This window comes from Synechococcus sp. W55.2, assembly GCF_047461635.1.
Classification (GTDB): domain Bacteria; phylum Cyanobacteriota; class Cyanobacteriia; order Thermostichales; family Thermostichaceae; genus Thermostichus.
In genome coordinates this window covers 39,961-58,237 of sequence record NZ_JANSHM010000009.1, presented here as the reverse complement: position 1 = coordinate 58,237, position 18,277 = coordinate 39,961, and the positions used below count along the sequence as shown (strand labels likewise).

19 protein-coding genes, 2 tRNA genes and 1 pseudogene are annotated in these 18,277 nt (G+C 57.8%); 9 read left to right on the top strand and 13 right to left on the bottom strand.

The window, feature by feature from the left end; translation table 11 throughout:
* Positions 1–572, bottom strand: a pseudogene (locus tag NW828_RS03700) (RNA-guided endonuclease TnpB family protein); the annotation flags it as partial.
* A gap of 473 nt (positions 573–1,045) precedes the next feature.
* Positions 1,046–1,118 (bottom strand) — tRNA-His (locus NW828_RS03695).
* Between the two features lie 69 nt (positions 1,119–1,187).
* On the opposite strand from NW828_RS03695, the gene NW828_RS03690 reads away from it, so the two are divergent.
* Positions 1,188–1,988 carry a photosystem II S4 domain protein gene (locus tag NW828_RS03690; protein ID WP_414381606.1) on the top strand — a complete coding sequence of 267 codons (801 nt, stop codon included), beginning with the start codon at positions 1,188–1,190 and terminating at the stop codon, positions 1,986–1,988.
* Between the two features lie 49 nt (positions 1,989–2,037).
* On the opposite strand, the gene NW828_RS03685 is transcribed toward NW828_RS03690, so the two are convergent.
* From NW828_RS03685 to yidC, 4 genes are all read right to left on the bottom strand, one after another.
* Positions 2,038–2,949: a homogentisate phytyltransferase gene (locus NW828_RS03685; RefSeq protein ID WP_414381603.1), complete on the bottom strand. Its 912-nt coding sequence runs from the start codon at positions 2,947–2,949 to the stop codon at positions 2,038–2,040.
* 8 nt (positions 2,950–2,957) lie between these two features.
* Positions 2,958–3,446: a YceD family protein gene (locus NW828_RS03680; RefSeq protein ID WP_414381600.1), complete on the bottom strand. Its 489-nt coding sequence runs from the start codon at positions 3,444–3,446 to the stop codon at positions 2,958–2,960.
* 89 nt (positions 3,447–3,535) lie between these two features.
* Positions 3,536–4,147, bottom strand: a complete 612-nt coding sequence (locus NW828_RS03675; protein WP_414381597.1) for a protein jag — start codon at positions 4,145–4,147, stop codon at positions 3,536–3,538.
* Positions 4,148–4,217: 70 nt separating this feature from the next.
* A complete protein-coding gene (gene yidC / locus NW828_RS03670) occupies positions 4,218–5,408 on the bottom strand; it encodes a membrane protein insertase YidC (RefSeq protein ID WP_414381594.1) in 1,191 nt (396 codons plus the stop codon).
* Positions 5,409–5,633: 225 nt separating this feature from the next.
* On the opposite strand from yidC, the gene NW828_RS03665 reads away from it, so the two are divergent.
* Both NW828_RS03665 and NW828_RS03660 read left to right on the top strand, forming a co-directional pair.
* Positions 5,634–5,705, top strand: a tRNA-Asn gene (locus NW828_RS03665).
* 283 nt (positions 5,706–5,988) lie between these two features.
* Positions 5,989–6,507, top strand: a complete 519-nt coding sequence (locus NW828_RS03660; protein ID WP_414342957.1) for an inorganic diphosphatase — start codon at positions 5,989–5,991, stop codon at positions 6,505–6,507.
* A 6-nt stretch (positions 6,508–6,513) separates the two neighbouring features.
* Here NW828_RS03660 and NW828_RS03655 read toward each other — a convergent pair whose 3' ends face one another.
* From NW828_RS03655 to rimP, 3 genes are all read right to left on the bottom strand, one after another.
* Positions 6,514–8,130, bottom strand: a complete 1,617-nt coding sequence (locus tag NW828_RS03655; RefSeq protein ID WP_414381592.1) for a B12-binding domain-containing radical SAM protein — start codon at positions 8,128–8,130, stop codon at positions 6,514–6,516.
* A 289-nt stretch (positions 8,131–8,419) separates the two neighbouring features.
* Positions 8,420–9,793: a transcription termination factor NusA gene (gene nusA / locus NW828_RS03650; protein ID WP_414381589.1), complete on the bottom strand. Its 1,374-nt coding sequence runs from the start codon at positions 9,791–9,793 to the stop codon at positions 8,420–8,422.
* A 140-nt stretch (positions 9,794–9,933) separates the two neighbouring features.
* Positions 9,934–10,404 carry a ribosome maturation factor RimP gene (rimP, locus tag NW828_RS03645; protein ID WP_414381586.1) on the bottom strand — a complete coding sequence of 157 codons (471 nt, stop codon included), beginning with the start codon at positions 10,402–10,404 and terminating at the stop codon, positions 9,934–9,936.
* 301 nt (positions 10,405–10,705) lie between these two features.
* Here rimP and NW828_RS03640 point away from each other — a divergent pair, with 301 nt between their 5' ends.
* The gene (locus tag NW828_RS03640; RefSeq protein WP_414350548.1) at positions 10,706–11,221 is read left to right on the top strand and encodes a TIGR02652 family protein; all 516 of its coding nucleotides are present in this window, start codon (positions 10,706–10,708) and stop codon (positions 11,219–11,221) included.
* Positions 11,222–11,276: 55 nt separating this feature from the next.
* Here the strand turns inward: NW828_RS03640 and NW828_RS03635 are convergent, their stop codons facing one another.
* Complete coding sequence (locus tag NW828_RS03635) at positions 11,277–11,924, bottom strand: class I SAM-dependent methyltransferase (RefSeq protein WP_414381583.1); 648 nt, start codon at positions 11,922–11,924, stop codon at positions 11,277–11,279.
* Positions 11,925–11,965: 41 nt separating this feature from the next.
* The gene (locus NW828_RS03630) at positions 11,966–12,829 is read right to left on the bottom strand and encodes an arginase family protein (RefSeq protein ID WP_414381581.1); all 864 of its coding nucleotides are present in this window, start codon (positions 12,827–12,829) and stop codon (positions 11,966–11,968) included.
* A 234-nt stretch (positions 12,830–13,063) separates the two neighbouring features.
* Between NW828_RS03630 and NW828_RS03625 the strand changes: the two genes are divergently transcribed.
* A complete protein-coding gene (locus tag NW828_RS03625; RefSeq protein WP_369791755.1) occupies positions 13,064–13,498 on the top strand; it encodes a photosystem I reaction center subunit II PsaD in 435 nt (144 codons plus the stop codon).
* Between the two features lie 234 nt (positions 13,499–13,732).
* Here NW828_RS03625 and NW828_RS03620 read toward each other — a convergent pair whose 3' ends face one another.
* Positions 13,733–14,341, bottom strand: coding sequence for a peroxiredoxin (locus NW828_RS03620; RefSeq protein WP_011433828.1), 609 nt, complete (start codon positions 14,339–14,341; stop codon positions 13,733–13,735).
* Between the two features lie 164 nt (positions 14,342–14,505).
* On the opposite strand from NW828_RS03620, the gene NW828_RS03615 reads away from it, so the two are divergent.
* Positions 14,506–14,772, top strand: a complete 267-nt coding sequence (locus NW828_RS03615) for a hypothetical protein (RefSeq protein ID WP_414357470.1) — start codon at positions 14,506–14,508, stop codon at positions 14,770–14,772.
* A gap of 73 nt (positions 14,773–14,845) precedes the next feature.
* Here the strand turns inward: NW828_RS03615 and NW828_RS03610 are convergent, their stop codons facing one another.
* Complete coding sequence (locus NW828_RS03610) at positions 14,846–15,121, bottom strand: DUF1830 domain-containing protein (RefSeq protein ID WP_011433830.1); 276 nt, start codon at positions 15,119–15,121, stop codon at positions 14,846–14,848.
* Between the two features lie 258 nt (positions 15,122–15,379).
* On the opposite strand from NW828_RS03610, the gene glpX reads away from it, so the two are divergent.
* From glpX to psb30, 3 genes are all read left to right on the top strand, one after another.
* Positions 15,380–16,423 carry a class II fructose-bisphosphatase gene (gene glpX / locus NW828_RS03605; RefSeq protein ID WP_011433831.1) on the top strand — a complete coding sequence of 348 codons (1,044 nt, stop codon included), beginning with the start codon at positions 15,380–15,382 and terminating at the stop codon, positions 16,421–16,423.
* 325 nt (positions 16,424–16,748) lie between these two features.
* Positions 16,749–18,044, top strand: a complete 1,296-nt coding sequence (locus NW828_RS03600; protein WP_414381579.1) for a glutamyl-tRNA reductase — start codon at positions 16,749–16,751, stop codon at positions 18,042–18,044.
* Between the two features lie 107 nt (positions 18,045–18,151).
* On the top strand, positions 18,152–18,259 hold the full coding sequence (gene psb30 / locus NW828_RS03595) for a photosystem II reaction center protein Ycf12/Psb30 (RefSeq protein ID WP_099812430.1): 108 nt from the start codon (positions 18,152–18,154) through the stop codon (positions 18,257–18,259).
* The last annotated feature ends 18 nt before the right edge of the window (positions 18,260–18,277 follow it).

Sequence of the window (18,277 nt, the reverse complement as noted above, 5' to 3'; positions counted from 1 at the left end):
TTGGCGCGTACACGGCTGAACCGGTCACGGACGGCCTGGATGTGCTCTCCACTCCAAGAGCGTCCGTTGCTAGCGGTGGCGATATCCCGCCTGCCCAAGTCAACTCCGATTACCTTTGGAGTTCTGCCAGTCGGGGGAGTGTCCACCTCAACAGCAATGTTGATGTAGTAGTCCCCTTGCTTGGTCTTGGACAAGGTTGCGCTTGTCGGCTTCTGGGCTCGCAGAAGCGCTATCTGGTAGCCACCGATCTTGAGCTTGAGCCAAACCCGTCCGCTCATCAGTGTCACGCCCACAGATTGGTCGGACTCTCGGTATTTAAAAGTACGAGCGTCCAAAGTCAGACTGGTGGAGCGGAACTTGTGGACTTGCTTCACCGCCTTGGCATTGCTAATCACCCGACGGAGCGCCTGACAGACGTGGTTGGCCTTCAGCCCTGTTGCTGCTCTTACCAGTCGATAGACCAAGTGGTGCAGCTTGGCGGTGTTCCAGCAGTTCTTTTGTTTGGCGGTGTCGAGAATCTGGTTGCAAGCGTCAGCAAATCCCTGTAGAGTGCGGTCAATCTCTTGACGCAACTCTTGTGGAACTATCAGCTTGCAACGTACCGATATAGTCTGGCTCATGGGCTTATTGTAGTTCATCCAGACTTTTGACCAGCAAACCTATAAGGAGGAGGGCTTTCCTCCCGACACCAAGCCTGCGGCTATGGTGCGGGCCTCCAGCCCGAAAATTTGGTGAGTCCATCCGCAAGCAGAGCGTCATGGTCATTTCGATTCAAACTAGGATACTGTGCCCACACCCAAAACGTTGCTCGCGTCGGCGTTGCGGAGCAATAATGCAGGGGGCCAGAAGCTCACCCTAACCTGAAACGACCCTAACCGAGCTTGTTTTGAGGGGGAGAGCCAGGGGCTGCAGATTGCCTTGACGACTCCCTTCACGATTTTTGCGTCCAGATAGGGTGTTGTCTGTTTTCGTTTGTCAGGGTCTAGATAGATGGACTGGCCTCTGCAGCCCTTGCCCTGACTGGATTTTCGCGATTTCCCTCAAGGGCGGACGATGGGACTCGAACCCACGAATGGAGGATCCACAATCCTCTGCCTTAACCGCTTGGCTACGCCCGCCGCGATTCCGGCTATCTAGCTTAGCATGGGAAAAACGGGACTGAACTACAAAGGTCGAAGTGCCTCAAAATGCTACCCAGAGCCGATTTGTTGCAAGGGGCAGAGCATCGAGAAACCTTGGCACGGGTCTTGGATTTGGGAGAGCAAGCCCTCAAGACCTGGCAAGTGGTCTGGAGCGACTTCCTTTCCCCACCCGAAATAGCGGAGGTGCAAGCTCGGCTGCGCAACTTGACCGAACTACAAGTGGAGGCCTGGGGAGGGTACCCCCAAGCAGAACGCCAACGCATAGCCCTGGCCCGCCCTGAGGTGGGCCTAGATGTCCGGGATCCCAAGCCCGACCAAGAAGGGATCCCATTGGCCGCCATTCAGATTCAAGGCAACTTTCTCTTCGACCCGGCCACCCACCGCGATTTTTTGGGAGCCCTGTTGGCGTCCGGCATCGCCCGCGAGAAAGTGGGAGACATCCTCCTGTTGGGGGACTCAGGCGCCCAGGCCATCGTTGTGCCCGAAATGGTGGATTACCTCACCCTAAACCTGACTCAGGTGCGCACAGTGCCTGTCAAAGTGAGCCGGATCCTCCTGAGCCAGTTGAACATTCAACCCCCCCGCGTCAAATCCATCACCAGCGTGGAAGCCTCTTTGCGCCTGGATGCGGTAGCCTCAGCTGGGTTTGGCATCTCCCGCAGCAAGATGGTGGAAGAAATCCAACGGGGGGAAGTGCGGGTCAATTGGAAGCCCATTACCCAAGCCAGCTACACCGTTGGCCCTCAGGATTGGATTGCCATTCGAGGTCGGGGTCGGCTGCAAATTGAAGAGGTAGCCGAAACGAAAAAAGGCCGCTTTCGAGTGCAAATGACGCGGTATCTCTAGATTTTTTCCTGTCTGAGTTTGGGGAGACCGTTACCTCCAGGAAAATGCTCTAGAAAAAAGAGAAAAAGGCCCAAGGGTAAAGCAAATACTCCAAGTAAAACAACTTCCAGATCAGTTGATAATAGCCAACGATCGCATCTCGGCGGTTGAGATCCAGATGAACACCATAGCCCAAGAGGATCCCCAGCCCCAACACATGGCTCACCAACAGCCAGAGGCCGTTGCCCGCAAGGAGAAAAGAGATCCCCACCCCGATAAATCCCAGATAGCACAAGGCCAAAATGCTAATGCAAAACCTTGAGATCCGCCCTGGCCCAAAGCGCAGCGAGAAAGTGGCAATGGCAAACTGGCGATCCCCCTCCATGTCGGGAATATCTTTGAAAAGGGCGATCACCAGCCCAAAAATCGACATAAACCCCGTCAGCCAAACAATCGCAGCCGAAAGCTCGACCCTTCCCTGCATCACCTGCTGAAAATGGCTGTAAAGGCCCAAATTGACGATCAAACCCCGCACGCTGTAGATGCAAGCCGAGGCTGCCAGCGGAAAACGCTTCAACCGCAAGGGGGGCAACGAATAGGCCGTGCCGATCCCATTGCTCAAAAGCACCGTCAGCAGCAGATAGGGGATCCCAGCCATGGCCAGCAGGACGGACGCCGCTCCACAACCCACGACGATCCCCACCCCCTGTCGCCAACTCAGGGATCCAGCAGCTAAGGGCAAATGGGGCTTGTTGATGCGGTCGATTTCAATATCCGTCAGTTGATTCAAGCCGACGATGTAGACATTGGCCGCCAGACAGGCCGCCCAAGCCCAGACCAACTGGGGCAGCGCCGAGAGAACCGGTTGCAGGGATCCGGCAGCCACAAACCCCGCCAACAGGTAGAGGCCCACCACGCTGGCGCTGGTGCCGTAGACGGTGTGGGGTCGAGCAAAACGCCAGAGAACTTGTGGGCGCAACATCAAAAAAGCTAGGGAGAGTCTTCCAGGAGAGAAGCTAGGGCTGCCCAGCGGGGATCCGCCGTTGGTGCTGTAGCTTCCACCGCAATGCCCGGACAATCGGGACGGCAGGGCAACTGGCGGGGCATCTCCAAATGCAGGTGCTGGTACATCCAGTCTTCGACATCCAGCTCACCATTGGGGGGCAGGCTCTCCAGCAGATCTTCTTCGTCTTGCAATTCCAGCTCCAAGGGGAGAGGTTCGGGATCCCGAATCAAAATGATCTCCTCAACTTCCAGGTGCAGCCGGTGGTTGAACTGCTGTAGGCAGCGGTGGCAGGTGAGGGTGACAATGGTACGAGCTTCAGCACTCACTTCGAGAAAATGGCCCCGATGGCTGACTTCCAGGGATCCCTCCACAGGGGTCAAACTCTCAAAGCCCGAAAAAAACTGCCTAAACTGCAATTCTTGGGTTTGACCGGGCATCTGCCGCAGATCCGATAGACGAATTGGCCTCAGCATGGCACCCCCCTTCACGCGTTTTGGGTAGCAGGGATCCCTGTCGTCACCGTAGCAAGAGGGCCAACTTGTTCCCAGCCCTCTGCCCACTCTCAAGATGGGGAAGCTGCCCGACGGATAACCAAGCGCCGGTCAGGCTCTTTGCCACGGCTGAAAGTTTCCAGATCGGCATAGGCAGGGTCATTCAAGAGAGTATGAATTTGCCGACGCTCGGCAGCCGAGAGATCGGGAAACTCGTATTCCCGGCCAGTGGCCCTCACCTTTTCCACAGCAGCGGCAACCAAAACCTTCAGCTCCTGCAAACGCCGCTGCCGATAGCCGTCCAAATCCAAAATGTAGGGCTGCTGCTGGTCTTCCGGCTGGTTCAGGTTGAGAAGGGTGTTGGCCAGGTACTGCAACGCATCCAGCACCACGGGGGAGCGATCCTCCTCTTGAGCGGAATCTCTGGGAGATAGAGAGGTCAAGGCAGGGGCTCTTGCCAACAGCAGTTGCTTCTGAGCTGGGGTCAAAGAAGACGCCTCGATTTCCAGCACCTCCCCCACCACCCGCACCACCGCCGGGATCCCCATGGCCACCAGCACCTGCTGTAACCACTGCCTGGCTCGCTCTTGATTGGCCGCAAAGGTGGGCTTGTTTGAGGAAGGGGCAACGGTTCCCTCGGATTTCTTAGCAGCAGATCCCGTAGAAGACTTAGGGCGGCTCATCCTGGGCAGCTTCCAACTTTGAAGAGGTATCAACACTCAACCACAAGTCCACCCCAACAGCGAGGATCCCCTAGGGCTCAAAGGGCAAGGATTCCCGTCCCTCCTTGGCTGCTCTGGGCTTGGTCGATTTTTCCACTTCCTTGGCCTCCACCGTGATCGCCTGGGCAGCCCGACGGCGCTCCTCTTCCACCAACTGCTGTAAGTTCTCCGGCAACGGCTCCCGCGAGAGCAGGAAAGTCTGCACCGTTTGGAAGATATTAGAGACAAGGATGTAGAGCAAAACCCCTGCCGGCAGAGGGAAGAACAGGAACATCGCCGAGAACAGCACAGGGGTGATCCGAGCCATGGAACTCTGGCTGGGATCCTCTTTGCCGGTATCCTGTCCGGCATTGGTTAGGTACTGGTTCAGGTAAATGGACACCCCAAAGATGACGATCATGGCGATGATATCCCAGTGGATGGTGCCATCCTCGTCGAAGGCCCCCACACGGCCCAACTTGTCGATGAACAGAAAGCCGGTGTCAGAGGCCAAACCGGGAATGGACACCTGCACGGTCACATCCCCCGGCTGCAGAGCCAGCAAGGTGCCATCCGGCTTGATCTGGGCACGATCTTCCCCTTTGGTGATCTTCCAGGTGGGCTGTAACAGACTGGGATCCCCGCCCGCTTCGGCCACCAACTGCTCAAAAGGTTTGCCCCCCGGCCCTTGAAGCAAAAATTGCACCTCTTCCCCGACGGCAATCTTGGTGCCTTTGGGCTCCACCAGCACCACTGGCCTGTGGAGAGAGTCGGTGACAAAAATGTTCTTACTGGGGCTGACGTAGGGGGCGGGCACCACCTCAGCCGCCATTTCCGCCGGCAGGATCTGCAAGTTGACATCGTAGGTCACCGCTGCAAAGGGGGAGCCCCGCAGGGTGGCAAACAGGGCAAACAGCACCGGCATTTGAATGAGCAGTGGCAGGCAGCCCCCCAAAGGATTGGCCCCCAGCTCGGTATAAAGCTTGGCCTGGGCTTCCCGAAGCTTCTGCGGGTCGTCTCGGTATTTCTCCTGGAGTTCTCGCATCCGCCGCTGCATCACCGGGCTGATCACCTTCATGCGCCGCATGTTGCGGATGGATCCCACATTGAGCGGGTAGAGGGCAAAGCGGATCACCAACGTCAGGAAGATAATGGCCAGTCCATAGCTGGGCACGATCCCGTAGAAAAAATCCAGGATCGGCAGCATGACGTTGTTGGAGAGAAATCCGACTCCGAAGTCCATGAGGGGCGCTGGCAAATGTCCGTAACCATTGTAATGGCTTCCGTTCGGTTGACGAGGGCGTTTTCAGGGTTTGTCCCCTGGATCCGTCAGATAGACCTGAGAAAGGCGAGCAATTGAGCAAAATCAAGCCCGCTCCACTGAACTAGGGATCCCAAGGCCAAACCAGAACCCCTCATCGGCAGTTGCCTAGCAGTCCTTTTTTCCCCTATGATGAGAAACGCTTGATCCTCGGTAGCTCAGCGGTAGAGCGGTCGGCTGTTAACCGATTGGTCGCAAGTTCGAATCTTGCCCGGGGAGTATGTCTGAGCCAATCAAGGAAGCCGGATCCGGAACCCTATCCTTCCAGGCGGCTCTGGGCCTGCTGAGGGAAAGGGGGAGAGAAAACCCAGTCTCCCATCTCGTCGAGGAAGATGCGACGCTAAGCCAGACGTGGAGAAAATAATGTGAAGCAATGTGAAGGCGGCCAAGGGTTTCGTCCCGCCTGTTCCCGGCAAGTGTCAAGAGTCTCTGTCCTTTGGGGCAAGGAGTATGTCAGAATACCCTCTGGCTGTCTATTCCCAATCCGAGGGTGCTTGCTGTGATCGACCTGTCGCGGATCCCTGCCCAACCCAAGCCCGGCCTGCTCAACATCTTGATTGAGATTCCCGGCGGCAGCAAAAACAAGTATGAGTTCGACAAAGACATGGCAGCGATGGCGCTGGATCGGGTGCTCTATTCCTCGGTGCAGTACCCTTACGACTACGGCTTTGTGCCCAATACGCTGGCCGGGGATGGGGATCCCTTGGATGGCTTGGTGATCATGGATCAGCCCACTTTCCCAGGGTGTGTGGTCACGGTGCGACCCTTGGGCATGTTGCAGATGATCGACGGCGGGGATCCGGATGAGAAGCTGCTGTGTGTGCCTGCCAAGGATCCCCGCTATGCTTCGGTGACCAAGCTGGAAGACATCGCCCAGCACCGCCTGGATGAGATTGCGGAGTTTTTCGCCACCTACAAGCGCTTGGAAAAGAAAGAAACCCAGATCTTGGGCTGGAAAGGTTTGGCCGAAACCGAGGCGGTCATTGCCAGCAGCATTGCGGCCTGCAAACAACCCCAATAGACATCTCTAAGGGATGCGAACAGAAAGAGCTTCCTGGCGATGTTGCAACAGTCGCTCCAGGGTGAGGGGCCCTTCGATGTGTTGCCAAGGCAAGGGATCCCCTGGATCCCAGTGGCTGTGCACGTAGTAGTCTAGGGGCGGCAGTTGCCCTTTAAGCTCTTTGAAAGCCCGCCGGTAGCTCCCCAAGGATTCCCCAAAGTCCCGCGCCAACTGCAAGACTTTTCCCACCCGCCGATCCCCTCGCGAGATGAGGGCTTGGATCACCGACCAGCTATAGCTTTCCGGGCGCAACTCCACCCCCAAGGGACGCAGGTGTTTCTGGAAAAACTGCAGTTTTTTCTCGGCTTGGGGATCCACTCCGTACCACTGAAAAGGGGTGTGGGCTTTGGGCACAAAGGTGCTGCACCCCAGCGTTAGGCGCAGGCCGGGAGCCGCTTTTTTGAGCTCTTGGAAAAGATCCACTGTGGCCTCCAGATCTGCCTGGGTTTCCGCCGGGATCCCTACCATGCCGTAGAACTTAATGCCCTTCAGACCTCCAGCCTGGGCGTGGGCTGCTGCTGCCAAGATTTCCGGGTTGCTTAACTTCTTGTTGATGATCTGGCGCAGTTGTTCTGAGCCACTTTCGATGGCCACCGTAATGGACTGGCTGCCCCGGCGGGAGAGTACCTGCGCCAGACGTGGGGTTACGGTAGCGGTGCGCACCGAGGCCAAACTGAGACGCACCTGCTCGAAGCGATCCTGGGCCAAGTGCTCCAGCAACTGCTCAAATTGGGGGTGCTGGGTTACAGAAGCCCCCAGCAACCCAATCCGCTGAGTGACCTGCAGCCCCCGCTCTACCGCCGGGATCAAATGCCCCTCCACATCCGCCACCCGGAAGGGCAGGGTGAGATAGCTGGCCAGGCAAAACCGACACATCTCCGGGCAGCTGCGCACCACCTCCACCATGTAGATGCTCTCCCAGGCCGCTTTGGGGGTGACTACTGTGGAAACCGAGAGGGTGTTGCCGCGGAAGGTGTGTTTGCGGATGGAGCTAGGGATCCCGGCCACTTTGGGGAGCACCTTCTCCACCGGGCCGTCGGGCTCCCGGTATTGGGGTTCATACAAGCCGGGCACATAGATCCCTGGCACCTGCGCTAGTGCCTGCAATTTCTCAGCCCGGGATCCCTGGCGCACCTCCCGATAGACCTCGATCATCTTCTCCAGAAGACCTTCCCCATCCCCCAACAAGATCAGGTCAAAAAACTCGGCAAAGGGCTCAGGGTTGGCTGTCAGTACCGGGCCGCCGCCAAAGACCAGGGGGTGGTCTTCTTCCCGCTCCTCAGATCTGGGAGGGATCCCGTGCCGTTCCAGCAGAGCCAGGATATGAACATAGTCCAGCTCCCAGGACAAGGAAAAGCCGAACAGCTCCGGCTCCCGGGGCAGGGGTTCAGCCAGATCCGTAAAGAGGCGGGAGACGGCCACATCTCGGCGGCTGGCCAGCAGACTCCAGATGACTTGATAGCCCAGGCTGGTGATCCCCACTGCGTAGGTGTTGGGGAAGGCGTAGATTACCCGCACTGCGTCGGGGTCGGGCGTGGCCGGGGCAAAGAGCAACTGCTCCAGGGCAAACTCTGAACTAGCCAAGGGATCCCGCTGTGTTGGATTGAGGTTTGGGTTCTGGCTTAGAGGAGTTTTGATGTACCTGCCTCTCCAGCTTAGCCAATTGGTGGGAAACCCCGCGAGGAGAACTCAATAAGGAGATATGCCTGCAGCGCACTTCGCGAATGCTGCCTCGAAGCGCCCAAACCATGAGAACTCTGCTGCTCAATACATTGCTTCAGGATAGAAACCGTGACCCCATGCAGCAAGACTCATCCCAAGGCCCAGACCTCCAATAGAAGCCACTCTCTACGGGCAGAGTGAGAATAGAGGGTTACCCTTTTGGCTGGGCAATGTCGAACTCGGCGTCGTAGTCGAAGTCCTCCTCTTCGTCAGCCCAGTCTTCCTCCAGCCTATCGTCCCCCGCCAGCTCCTCTTCCTCCAAGCGGCGCTTTTCTTCGTATTCCTCATCCTCTAGGCCCAGAGCAGCCCGTTCGGCCCGCCGCCGGAAGCGCTCCAGTGCCGCTGGAGTGATGAAGGGATAGGGCAACCCTTGCGCTTGGGCCTCCTCCAGCGCTGCGCGGTAGCTCTCCACTTCCTTGATGTCGATTTTCCAACCGGTGAGGCGGGCTGCCAGGCGCACATTTTGCCCCTCTTTGCCAATGGCCAAACTGAGCTGGTCGCTGTTGACCAACACATGAGCTTGCTGGATTTCCGGATCCACCAGCCGCACCTCCACCACCTTGGCCGGGCTGAGGGCGTTGGCAATGTAGGTGGCAGGATCCGGCGACCAGCGGATGACATCGATTTTCTCGTTGCGCAGCTCTGCTACCACCGCCTGAATCCGGGATCCCCTCGCGCCAATACAGGCCCCCACTGGATCCACGTCCCGCTCCACCGTATCGACCGCAATCTTGGTACGTGGCCCCACATTTCGGGAAGGGGGGTTGGCCTCCCGCGCCACTGCCACAATCCGCACGATATCCTCTTCAATTTCTGGCACCTCGTTGGCAAACAGGTTCACCACCAAGCCAGCATCGGCCCGGGAAACCAAAAGCTGTGGCCCCCGCCGGGATCCCTCATAGACTTTCTTGAGATAGACCTTCATCACCGCGTTGGGAGTGTAGCGATCGCTGGCCAGCTGTTCCTTCTTGGGCAGTTCTGCTTCCACCTCAGGTTGTCCGAAACCGCTGGATACCGACATGATCACCGTCTGCCGCTCGGTGCGCAGCACCCGTGCCTGCAGTACGGTTTTTTCCAGATCGCGGAACTCTTCCTGAATCAGACGGCGCTGCTGATCCCGTAACTTTTGCGCCAGCACCTGCTTGGTTTGGATGGCCGCCATGCGGCCAAATTCCGCCTGTTGTGGGGTGACATCATCTGTGACTTCCCAGCCTACTTCGGCTTCTGGGTAATCCTGCTGCACGTCGTACAGAGAGATCTCGTGATCCGGATCCTGTACCTGCTCAACGATGGCTTTGGTGGCCAAAACGCGAAAGCCTCCTGCCTCCACATCCAACTCCACATCGAAATTGCGGAAGTGGTCTTCTGCAAAGACCACATCTCGCTGGATGGTTTTGCGGTAGCGTTCGTAGCCCTTGAGCAGCGCCTCTCGCAGGGCATCGGTGACCACATGGCGGGGCAAGTTGCGCTCCCGCGAGATCATCTCCACCATTTCCGCCAAACCCGGCAGAGGCACCATCGCCATAACCACTGTCCTCCTGCACAAACTTCGTGAAACTTGCTGTTGCTATTGCTCCACAGCGGGAACTGAACCCGCATCTCTGATGCGAAGGGAGGGCCGCACGACACGATCTGCGGTCAAACGCTCTCTCTATCTCCGGTCTCCTAGTCAGTTTCCGATGAGAGGGCAACCCGCTGCACCGAAGCGCGGGGCAACTGGACTCGCCGCCCCTTGAGGGATAAGGCAACCCTCTCCTCATCCCGACCCAGCAGGTGTCCTGACCAGACGGCTTTGCCCTTGTAGGGCGGATCCAAGGTCACCTCCACCGCAAACCCTTTGAAAACCACAAAGTCGCGATCGCTGGTGAGAAGGTTGCTGATGCCAGGGCTGGACACCTCCAACACATACTGGCCTGGGATCAGATCCACCCGATCCAGCTCGACTTCTAAGGCTTGGCTCATGGCTTCGCAATCGGCATGGCTGGTTTCTCGGTCGGGATCCAGTGGACGAATATCCACCCGCAGAACTGGCGGATGCTGGTTGGTGTGGAAAACCATCTGCACCAACTGGTATCCCAGTTGAGCGGCCACGGGACGGGCCAAGCTCTCCAACTGCGGAATAAGAGGGTGAACCATAACCTACTCGTCACCAACCCGGTGCTGCAGCCAGATCCAAACCCCTTGGAGCCGGAGCCGGCAAAGGGGACAGTAAGCCCCCTCAAAAAGCAAAGAAGTGGGCTTTACCCACTCCCCGTTGTCATCGTGGAGATTGCTCAGGGCTTGCCCAGAGTCGATGCAGACTCTTGGTGCATTCCCCTCGTTACTACTTTAGAAGATCTCCCCCGGTTTTGTCATGGGGATCCCCAAAAGGCAACATCTATAATGTGGACAACTGCGGATTTGCCCAGATATCCAGCCGCGTTTTGTGGGGTTTCCTATGACTGTTGCCTTTTCCTACCCGATCTTCGGCCCCAGCATTCAGTGCCCCCACTGTCGGCAAACGATTGCGGCCCTCACCCTGACCGATACCTACCTCTGCCCTCGCCACGGTGCGTTTGAGGCGGATGCCGAACAAGAGGAGCTGGTACACCTGCAATCCGGACGGCGCTGGCGCTTTTGGGAAGGTCGCTGGTTTCGTCAGCACACCCACGCCGATGGGATCCGTTTTGAGATTCATGAAGAGTTGGATCGGCTGCGCATGCAAGGGATGCGAGCCACTCAGGTGATTGTGGCCGAACGCTACCGCCAGTTGCTCACTCCCTATCTGGAGCAGGGATCCCACCGTCGCCCCGGCCCACCTCGCCTCTATGGTTTGCCCGTCAGCTTCAGCTCCCAAATCCCAGAGGGTGTGGGTGGATCCCCTCAGCGCTGGCGGGTGATCAACTTTGAGCTGACCTACGAGATCGACCCGGCCATGCGGCAGCCGCAATCCCGTCTGCAACTGTGTGATTAGACTGTGTGATTAGAAAGGCGAACAGGTAGAGAGCTGTTGGAAAATTGGTGGCTGCTCAAGCCCCCTGGGATCCGCAGCTTCCTTCCGGGTCAGGGAGTGCTATGCCTTGATAGGTGTAGCCAATGAATCTCGGCTGGTCGGCCATATAAAACCGCTCCAGTTGCTCAAACCGAAACCCCGCTTCTCGGATCAACCGAGCCATATCTCGGTTTAGGTTGCAGCCATCTGCGATTACCTTTTGTATAGGGTTAAGACAATTTTGCCATCTTTGCACCTGGGGATCCTCACTGAGGCCGTGTTCGAGAAAAAACAGCTTGCCCCCCGCTCGCAACACCCGCCGGATTTCCCCTAAAGCCTTGGCCACATTGGGAATGCTGCACAATGTCCAGGTGCTAACCACGCTATCAAAACTCTGGCTTGGAAAAGGCAGTTCCTGGGCATCCGCCACCTGCCAATCAACGGCGATGGGAGAAGAGGCAATGCGCCGACGAGCCAGGGATCCCATGCCGGGATTGGGGTCTACCCCTGTGATCTTGCGAATGTGCTCTGGGTAGCAGGATAGGTTGAGGCCGGTGCCAAAACCAATCTCCAGAACAGCTCCCTGCACATGGGCCAGAAGCTGCCGCCGATAGCGCTCTATCCGTTCCCCCGAGAGGGCCAGATCCAACAGTTGCGGGAAGATCACTCGGCGATAGAGGTTCATGCAACCATTCCCAGATATTCAGGCATTCATCTTTGAGCAGCTTAAACCGTCTGGACAGGTTGCGGTTGAGCAGCCACCTTCAGGGAGTGAAGGGCATAGCAGGCCAGCAACCAATTGAGCAGGCGGGCCACCACGCGAGCAGTTTGCCGTGTTGCGGATCCCACCGCCACCCCTCCCAGCGAAAGGCCAACCACAGGACGAGCAGCAAAGATGGCCTCACAGGTCTGCAACAGTTGCAACCAACTCACCCCCCCTGGCTCTGGGTGATGCACGGCGGGCGCTAAGGAAGGATCCAGCACACTGCAGTCCACCACCAAAAACACCGGTTGATCCGGCAAAGAGGCCACCACCTGCTGGGGATCCCAGCCATCTTGGGCCCAGAATATTGGGCTGTGGTGGGCTTTCAGCCATGCGTAGGCCCGCGCACTGCCGCTGCGCAATCCCACATGGATCACCGGCAGCTTGTGCTGATAGAGCAACTCCACCCAGGCAGCACTGCCATAGCTTGTATCTTGATCCGGCTGGGTCATCTCTGGGGGCGGCATCAGGTTGGCATGAGCGCTGCAATGCACCACACTCAGAGTTGGGTAGTGCTTCCAGAGGGCACGAATGGCCCCCCAACTGGCGGCCAAGACCGAAGGCAACAGCACCGGCCATTGTTGTCGTCTCCAAGCTTGAGTCACCGCCGCCTCACACATGCCGTAGGGAGGCTCATCCACCAGCCCCGGCAACTGCGCCACCGCCAGCTTATCCACATCGATCCCCAACCTCGGCTCGAAGGCACACAGCTCCGAACCGGCATTGAGAATGGCCATCGGAGCCTGAGTATCGTGGCCAAAGGCGGTGGGAATGAGAATGACCCTAGCGTTGGATTGCGAGCTGGGATGGAGGGACCACTGGGCCATGGGCGCTGTTCCTTTTCCAGAAAGCTGTGGGTCTCCGGCTTGTTCTATGGTGGCCTACAGGGCGCCCAGGGATCCGTCTGAGGGCCAGCCAGTCTGCTACGAAAGATTACAGATCCCAGGCGGAACTGGGGCCAAAAATCGAGTCAGTGGTAGATTCAAAGTGCTTCGCGCCGCAAACCGCGGTTTGGACAAGGCAAACCACCGCAAACCACAACGAGTTGAGAAAGGTAGACTATGGCTGTGATGGAAGGCGATCCTCGTCAGGGAGCAAAGCTGCCTCTATTTGGGGGATCCACCGGAGGGCTGTTGAGCGCAGCCGAAACCGAAGAAAAATACGTCATTACCTGGACGGGCAAGCCGGGGCAGGTGTTTGAAATGCCCACTGGCGGCGCTGCTGAGATGGTGGAAGGCAAAAACTTTCTCACCTTTGCCCGCAAAGAGCAGTGTTTGGCGCTGGGTGCCCAGTTGAGATCCGACTACAAGATCAACGACTACCAGATCTTCCGCATTCCGGCGGGTGGAGAGCCTGTGTTGGTGCACCCCAAAGACGGCGTCTTTCCCGAGAAGGTCAACGAAGGCCGCGAGCCCGTCGGCAAAGTGGATCGCAACATCGGCAAAAACAAGGAGCCGATTACCTACAAGTTCACCGGCGGGAAACCCTGGGACTAAGTCCAGCGGCCCTTGTCTTGTCGGATCCCCTGGTCAATTCAGGGGATCTTTATTTGTTCGCGGGCACCTGGTTTTGGAGCGGTTGCCGACGGCCCTCACCCCCAGCCCCTCTGCTGTTGCTTGTCCCTTTTGGGAAGAGTCGGGCTGCCCCTGGCGAAGAAAAGCCCCAGCCCACCCGGGGCTGGAGCCATACCCGAAAAAGCCCGGGATCCCTGAGGCAGGATCTGGGCCAACCTACTTGGCAATCGCCGCGAAGAACTCCTTGGATTTCACTGGGTCGGGGTGCATGGTTTTCTGGCCGGGCTGCCAGTTGGCCGGGCAAACTTCATCGGGGTGAGATTGCACGTATTGGATAGCTTGCAGGGTGCGCAAGGTTTCATCCACACTGCGGCCAAAGGCCAGGTTGTTAATGGTGGCGTGCTGGATGATCCCTTCTTTGTCGATGATGAACAGGCCGCGCAGCGCCACACCGGCCTCCGGATCCAGGACATTGTAGGCAGCGCTGATCTCCTTTTTCAGGTCAGAGACCAGAGGATACCTCAGCTCACCCACCCCTCCAGCCTTGCGGTCGGTCTGGATCCAGGCCAAGTGAGAGTATTCGCTGTCCACCGAGACGCCCAGGATCTCGGTATCCAGCTTGGCAAAGTCGTCATAGCGGTCGCTAAAGGCCGTGATCTCCGTTGGGCAGACAAAGGTGAAGTCCAAGGGGTAGAAAAACAACACCACATACTTCTTACCCCTGTAGTCGGAGAGCTTCACCGTCTTGAATTCCATGTCATAGACGGCGGTGGCCGAAAAATCGGGAGCGGGCTGCCCCACTCGCAGGCATCCTTCCTGAGACATAAATCAACGCTCCTTGCGGTAAAGTGCAAATGTAAACCAAACCTAACATACCATACTCATAATGAGTTTGTCTTAATCCGAGGGCTAGGGAGGGATCCCAACTGCTGGGATCCGGATAATCCCCATTTTTCCATGCTGATCGGTTCGGCTCTGCAAGGGATCCCATGAGAGTGGCGCTGGAGTTCCTCTATCACTTTTGTTGTGACCGCTGTCGGCGGTGGTGGAGCCAGGCCGATGTGGAGCCCCAACCTGGGGATCGCCTGTATTGCCCCTATTGCGGCCATCAAAATTGTGTGGAGCGCATCGATACCTTTCGCGACGCTGCGCGGGGCAGTTGCCTGACCCGTCCCCCCGATGCCCCTTCTCCAGAGCCGCGTCCGCCCTCTGAAAAACTCGGGGATCGGCCTCAGGAGAAGCGATCCCCAACCTAGTTATCTTGGGCAAGCCGAGTCCTCTTGCCAAGACACCTTCTGCTGCCGCGTGGAAGCAAGTCGGTGGAGCGTGTCAACCGTTCAACGCATCCGCCAGAGTTCCCCGTTGCGAAGATGACCACAGGTAGAGGTCAACCTCAGGCGAGGAAGAATCCACCAGATAGCGACAGAGGCGGCGCTCTTCCAGGATGGCGGTGGAGCAGCAGCAACTGTAGACTTCCAGATAGTCGTCCGGCTCCGCCTCAAAAATCGCCTGCTGGCCGGGGAAGAGGGTGCGCTCCCAGTGGCCGGGGATCGTTCGGATCACCTGAACCTGTCCGGAACGGTTGACGAAAGCGTATCTTTTCATTGCGTTTTTTTAATTGCGTTAAGAAAAACTTATTGCCCTTAAAATAGGCTACCATCCCTGATCCCCAAGCGACAATAGCGAGCCACCAAGACGGGGATCGCTCTTCCTGACTGGCTTTGGGAGATTTGTTCTCTCAGCTTATTGGGGTTGAGAGAATGGGATCCCGAGGAGAAGCCTGCCCTGGTAAACTGAGGGGAAGAGTCTGAAGATATCCTTAAGTTGGCCTTCACCATTCTGAGATCAGCAAGGGGGCACACCGTGGACAACAAGTTGGGGCTAGAGATCATCGAAGTTGTGGAGCAGGCTGCCATTGCCGCCGCCCGCTGGATGGGCAAAGGGGACAACAAGACCGCCGACCAGGTGGCTGTAGAGGCCATGCGGGAGAAACTCAACCAGATCCCTATGCGCGGTCGCATCGTCATCGGGGAAGGAACCCGCGATGAGGCCCCCATGCTCTACATCGGCGAAGAAGTGGGCATCTGTACCCGCCCGGATGCTGAGCAGTTCTGCCGTGTGGAAGAGCTAGTGGAGATCGATATTGCTGTGGATCCCTGCGAGGGCACCAACCTAGTGGCCAAAGGCCAAAACGGCTCTATGGCGGTGCTGGCCATCTCCGAGAAAGGTGGCCTTCTCCACGCCCCGGACATCTACATGCAAAAGCTGGCGGCTCCGCCCCAGGCCAAGGGCAAGGTGCACATCGACTATCCGCCAGAGAAAAATCTCAAGATCATCGCCGAAAGCCTGGATCGGGAGATCTCCGATCTGACGGTGGTGGTCATGGATCGCAAGCGCCACCTCGATCTGATTCGCCAAATTCGAGAGGCGGGGGCGCGGGTGAAGCTGATTACCGATGGCGACATCTCGGCGGCTCTCTCGGCAGGCTTCAATGGCACCGGCATTCATGCCCTGATGGGGATCGGAGCTGCTCCTGAGGGGGTGATCTCGGCAGCCGCTCTGCGGTGCTTGGGCGCCCACTTCCAAGGTCGGCTGATCTACGATCCCGAGGTGGTTCAGGCAGGCACCTACTTGCCACCCGTGGAGGAAACGCGACGGGAACTCAAAGAAAAAGGCATCGAGGATCCCGACAAGGTGTGGGAGTGTGAAGAGCTGGCCAGTGGCAAGGAAGTGCTCTTTGCTGCCACCGGGATCACCGATGGTGACTTGATGCGCGGGGTACGTTTCTTTGGGGGTGGGGCCCGCACCGAGACCTTGGTGATTTCCAGCCAATCCCGCACGGTGCGCTTTGTGGATACCATCCACATGAAAGATGGCCAGCAGCCCCGCGGACTGCAGCTGCGCTAAGGGATCCCTATCTAACATCCTCGCAGATCGGGGCGGCTTTCCCCTGCTGGAGGTCGCCCTTGCCTTTTTGGGAAAGTTACGAAGTCTATCAAGACCCAACCCGCAAAAACGTAATAACTCTTCAGCAAAATCCGGCAAAACCGGTTCGATACTGGTCTTAGGGTTTAGGTAGGCTGAGAAAAGTTACCTAAGCTTGCTGGAACCGACTCAAGGGATCCCCCATATCGGTTACAGCTTTTGCCTTCTTTCTGAAACAATATTTGCTTTTGTTCAGAGTTTTTGTTTTTAATAACTTTTGCTGTTGCTGTACAGACGACGGAGAGGCATGTTTATCGCGGTTGTCGGTCTTAGCCATCGCACAGCTCCTGTGGAGATTCGGGAGCGCCTCAGCATCGCGGAGGCGGAGGTGGGAGAGACGATCCAGCAGCTTCGCGCCCACCCCCACATTGAGGAGGCTGCGATCCTCAGCACCTGTAACCGGCTGGAGGTCTACATCGTCACCTCAGAAATGGAGAGTGGTGTCCGGCAGACGATGCAGTTCTTGGCTGAGCTGAAAGGGATCCCCTTGCCCCAACTGCGTCCGCACCTGTTTACCCTTCTTTACCAGGATGCGGTAACCCACCTGATGCGGGTGGCTGCCGGGCTAGATAGCTTGGTGCTGGGAGAAGGGCAGATCCTCTCGCAGGTGAAAAAAGCCCAGCAACTGGGCCAAGCCTGCAACGGCATGGATCGCATCCTCAATCGCCTTTTTAAGGCAGCCATTACCGCCGGCAAGCGCGTCCGTACCGAAACGGAGATCGGCACCGGCGCCATGTCCATCAGCTCGGCAGCGGTGGAGTTGGCTCTGCAAGAGCAGGGATCCCTCTCTCAGGGCAAAGTTACCGTGGTGGGGGCGGGGAGAATGGCCCGTCTGTTGGTGCAGCACCTGTTGGCCAAAGGGGCAGTCGATATCACGGTGGTCAACCGCTCCTTGGAGCGGGCCGAAGCCCTGGCCAAGCAATTCGAGCAGCCGATCCAGGTGTTGCCCTGGGAGTCGCTGCTGAGCAGCGTGGCCGAGTCCAACTTGGTCTTCACCAGCACCGGTGCCACCCAGCCGATCCTCACCTACCAGCAACTGGCAGGGGTGCTGCAGCCAGATCAGCCGCTGTTGTTGGTGGATATCTCTGTGCCCCGCAACATCGATCCCGACGTGGAAAAGCTGAAGGGGGTACAGGTGTTCAATGTGGATCACCTCTCCCGCGTCGTGGAAGAAAACCGCGCCCAACGGCAAAAGCTGGCTCTGGCTGCCGAAGCCCTGGTGGAAGAAGAGGTGGATCAATTCATGGAGTGGTGGCGTTCTCTGGAGACGGTGCCCACCATTTCCAGCCTGCGCCACAAGGTGGAGTCCATCCGCGAGCAGGAGATGGAAAAAGCTCTCTCCCGCCTGGGCAAGGACTTTGCCGAGAAGCACCTGGAGGTGATCGACGCCTTGACCCGCGGCATCGTCAACAAGATCTTGCACGACCCGATGGTGCAACTGCGGGCCAAACGGGATATTGAGGCGCGGCGGGCAGCCATGCGGATCTTGCAGGAACTGTTCAACCTGGATCCGGTGGTGTTTCAAGCCCAGCAGGAGCGCTAGGGATCCCTTGGCGAAGAGCGCATGACTTGAAGAATTGTAACAGCTCTCCCATCTGGGGTGGAGGGCACCCCTTAGGATACAAAGCGTAAGCCACAGGATCTGGGATTATGTTCGGACAATACGAAGTTTTTGTGCAGTTGGCTCTGCTGGCCTTGATCGTCTTGGCAGGCCCGGCGGTCATCCTAGTGCTTTACCTGCGCGGCGCCGATATGTAGGGGATCCCTCTGGATATT

Excerpts from the sequence above, each read along its gene's own strand:
- NW828_RS03620 (WP_011433828.1), bottom strand. The coding sequence starts at position 14,341 with ATGTCTCAGGAAGGATGCCTGCGAGTGGGGCAGCCCGCTCCCGATTTT.
- NW828_RS03675 (WP_414381597.1), bottom strand. The coding sequence starts at position 4,147 with ATGAGCCGCCCTAAGTCTTCTACGGGATCTGCTGCTAAGAAATCCGAG.
- NW828_RS03685 (WP_414381603.1), bottom strand. The coding sequence starts at position 2,949 with ATGTTGCGCCCACAAGTTCTCTGGCGTTTTGCTCGACCCCACACCGTC.
- NW828_RS03690 (WP_414381606.1), top strand. The coding sequence starts at position 1,188 with ATGCTACCCAGAGCCGATTTGTTGCAAGGGGCAGAGCATCGAGAAACC.
- nusA (WP_414381589.1), bottom strand. The coding sequence starts at position 9,793 with ATGGCGATGGTGCCTCTGCCGGGTTTGGCGGAAATGGTGGAGATGATC.
- NW828_RS03615 (WP_414357470.1), top strand. The coding sequence starts at position 14,506 with ATGAGAGTGGCGCTGGAGTTCCTCTATCACTTTTGTTGTGACCGCTGT.
- NW828_RS03680 (WP_414381600.1), bottom strand. The coding sequence starts at position 3,446 with ATGCTGAGGCCAATTCGTCTATCGGATCTGCGGCAGATGCCCGGTCAA.
- psb30 (WP_099812430.1), top strand. The coding sequence starts at position 18,152 with ATGTTCGGACAATACGAAGTTTTTGTGCAGTTGGCTCTGCTGGCCTTG.
- NW828_RS03640 (WP_414350548.1), top strand. The coding sequence starts at position 10,706 with ATGACTGTTGCCTTTTCCTACCCGATCTTCGGCCCCAGCATTCAGTGC.
- NW828_RS03610 (WP_011433830.1), bottom strand. The coding sequence starts at position 15,121 with ATGAAAAGATACGCTTTCGTCAACCGTTCCGGACAGGTTCAGGTGATC.
- yidC (WP_414381594.1), bottom strand. The coding sequence starts at position 5,408 with ATGGACTTCGGAGTCGGATTTCTCTCCAACAACGTCATGCTGCCGATC.
- NW828_RS03630 (WP_414381581.1), bottom strand. The coding sequence starts at position 12,829 with ATGGCCCAGTGGTCCCTCCATCCCAGCTCGCAATCCAACGCTAGGGTC.
- NW828_RS03600 (WP_414381579.1), top strand. The coding sequence starts at position 16,749 with ATGTTTATCGCGGTTGTCGGTCTTAGCCATCGCACAGCTCCTGTGGAG.
- NW828_RS03635 (WP_414381583.1), bottom strand. The coding sequence starts at position 11,924 with ATGAACCTCTATCGCCGAGTGATCTTCCCGCAACTGTTGGATCTGGCC.
- rimP (WP_414381586.1), bottom strand. The coding sequence starts at position 10,404 with ATGGTTCACCCTCTTATTCCGCAGTTGGAGAGCTTGGCCCGTCCCGTG.
- NW828_RS03625 (WP_369791755.1), top strand. The coding sequence starts at position 13,064 with ATGGCTGTGATGGAAGGCGATCCTCGTCAGGGAGCAAAGCTGCCTCTA.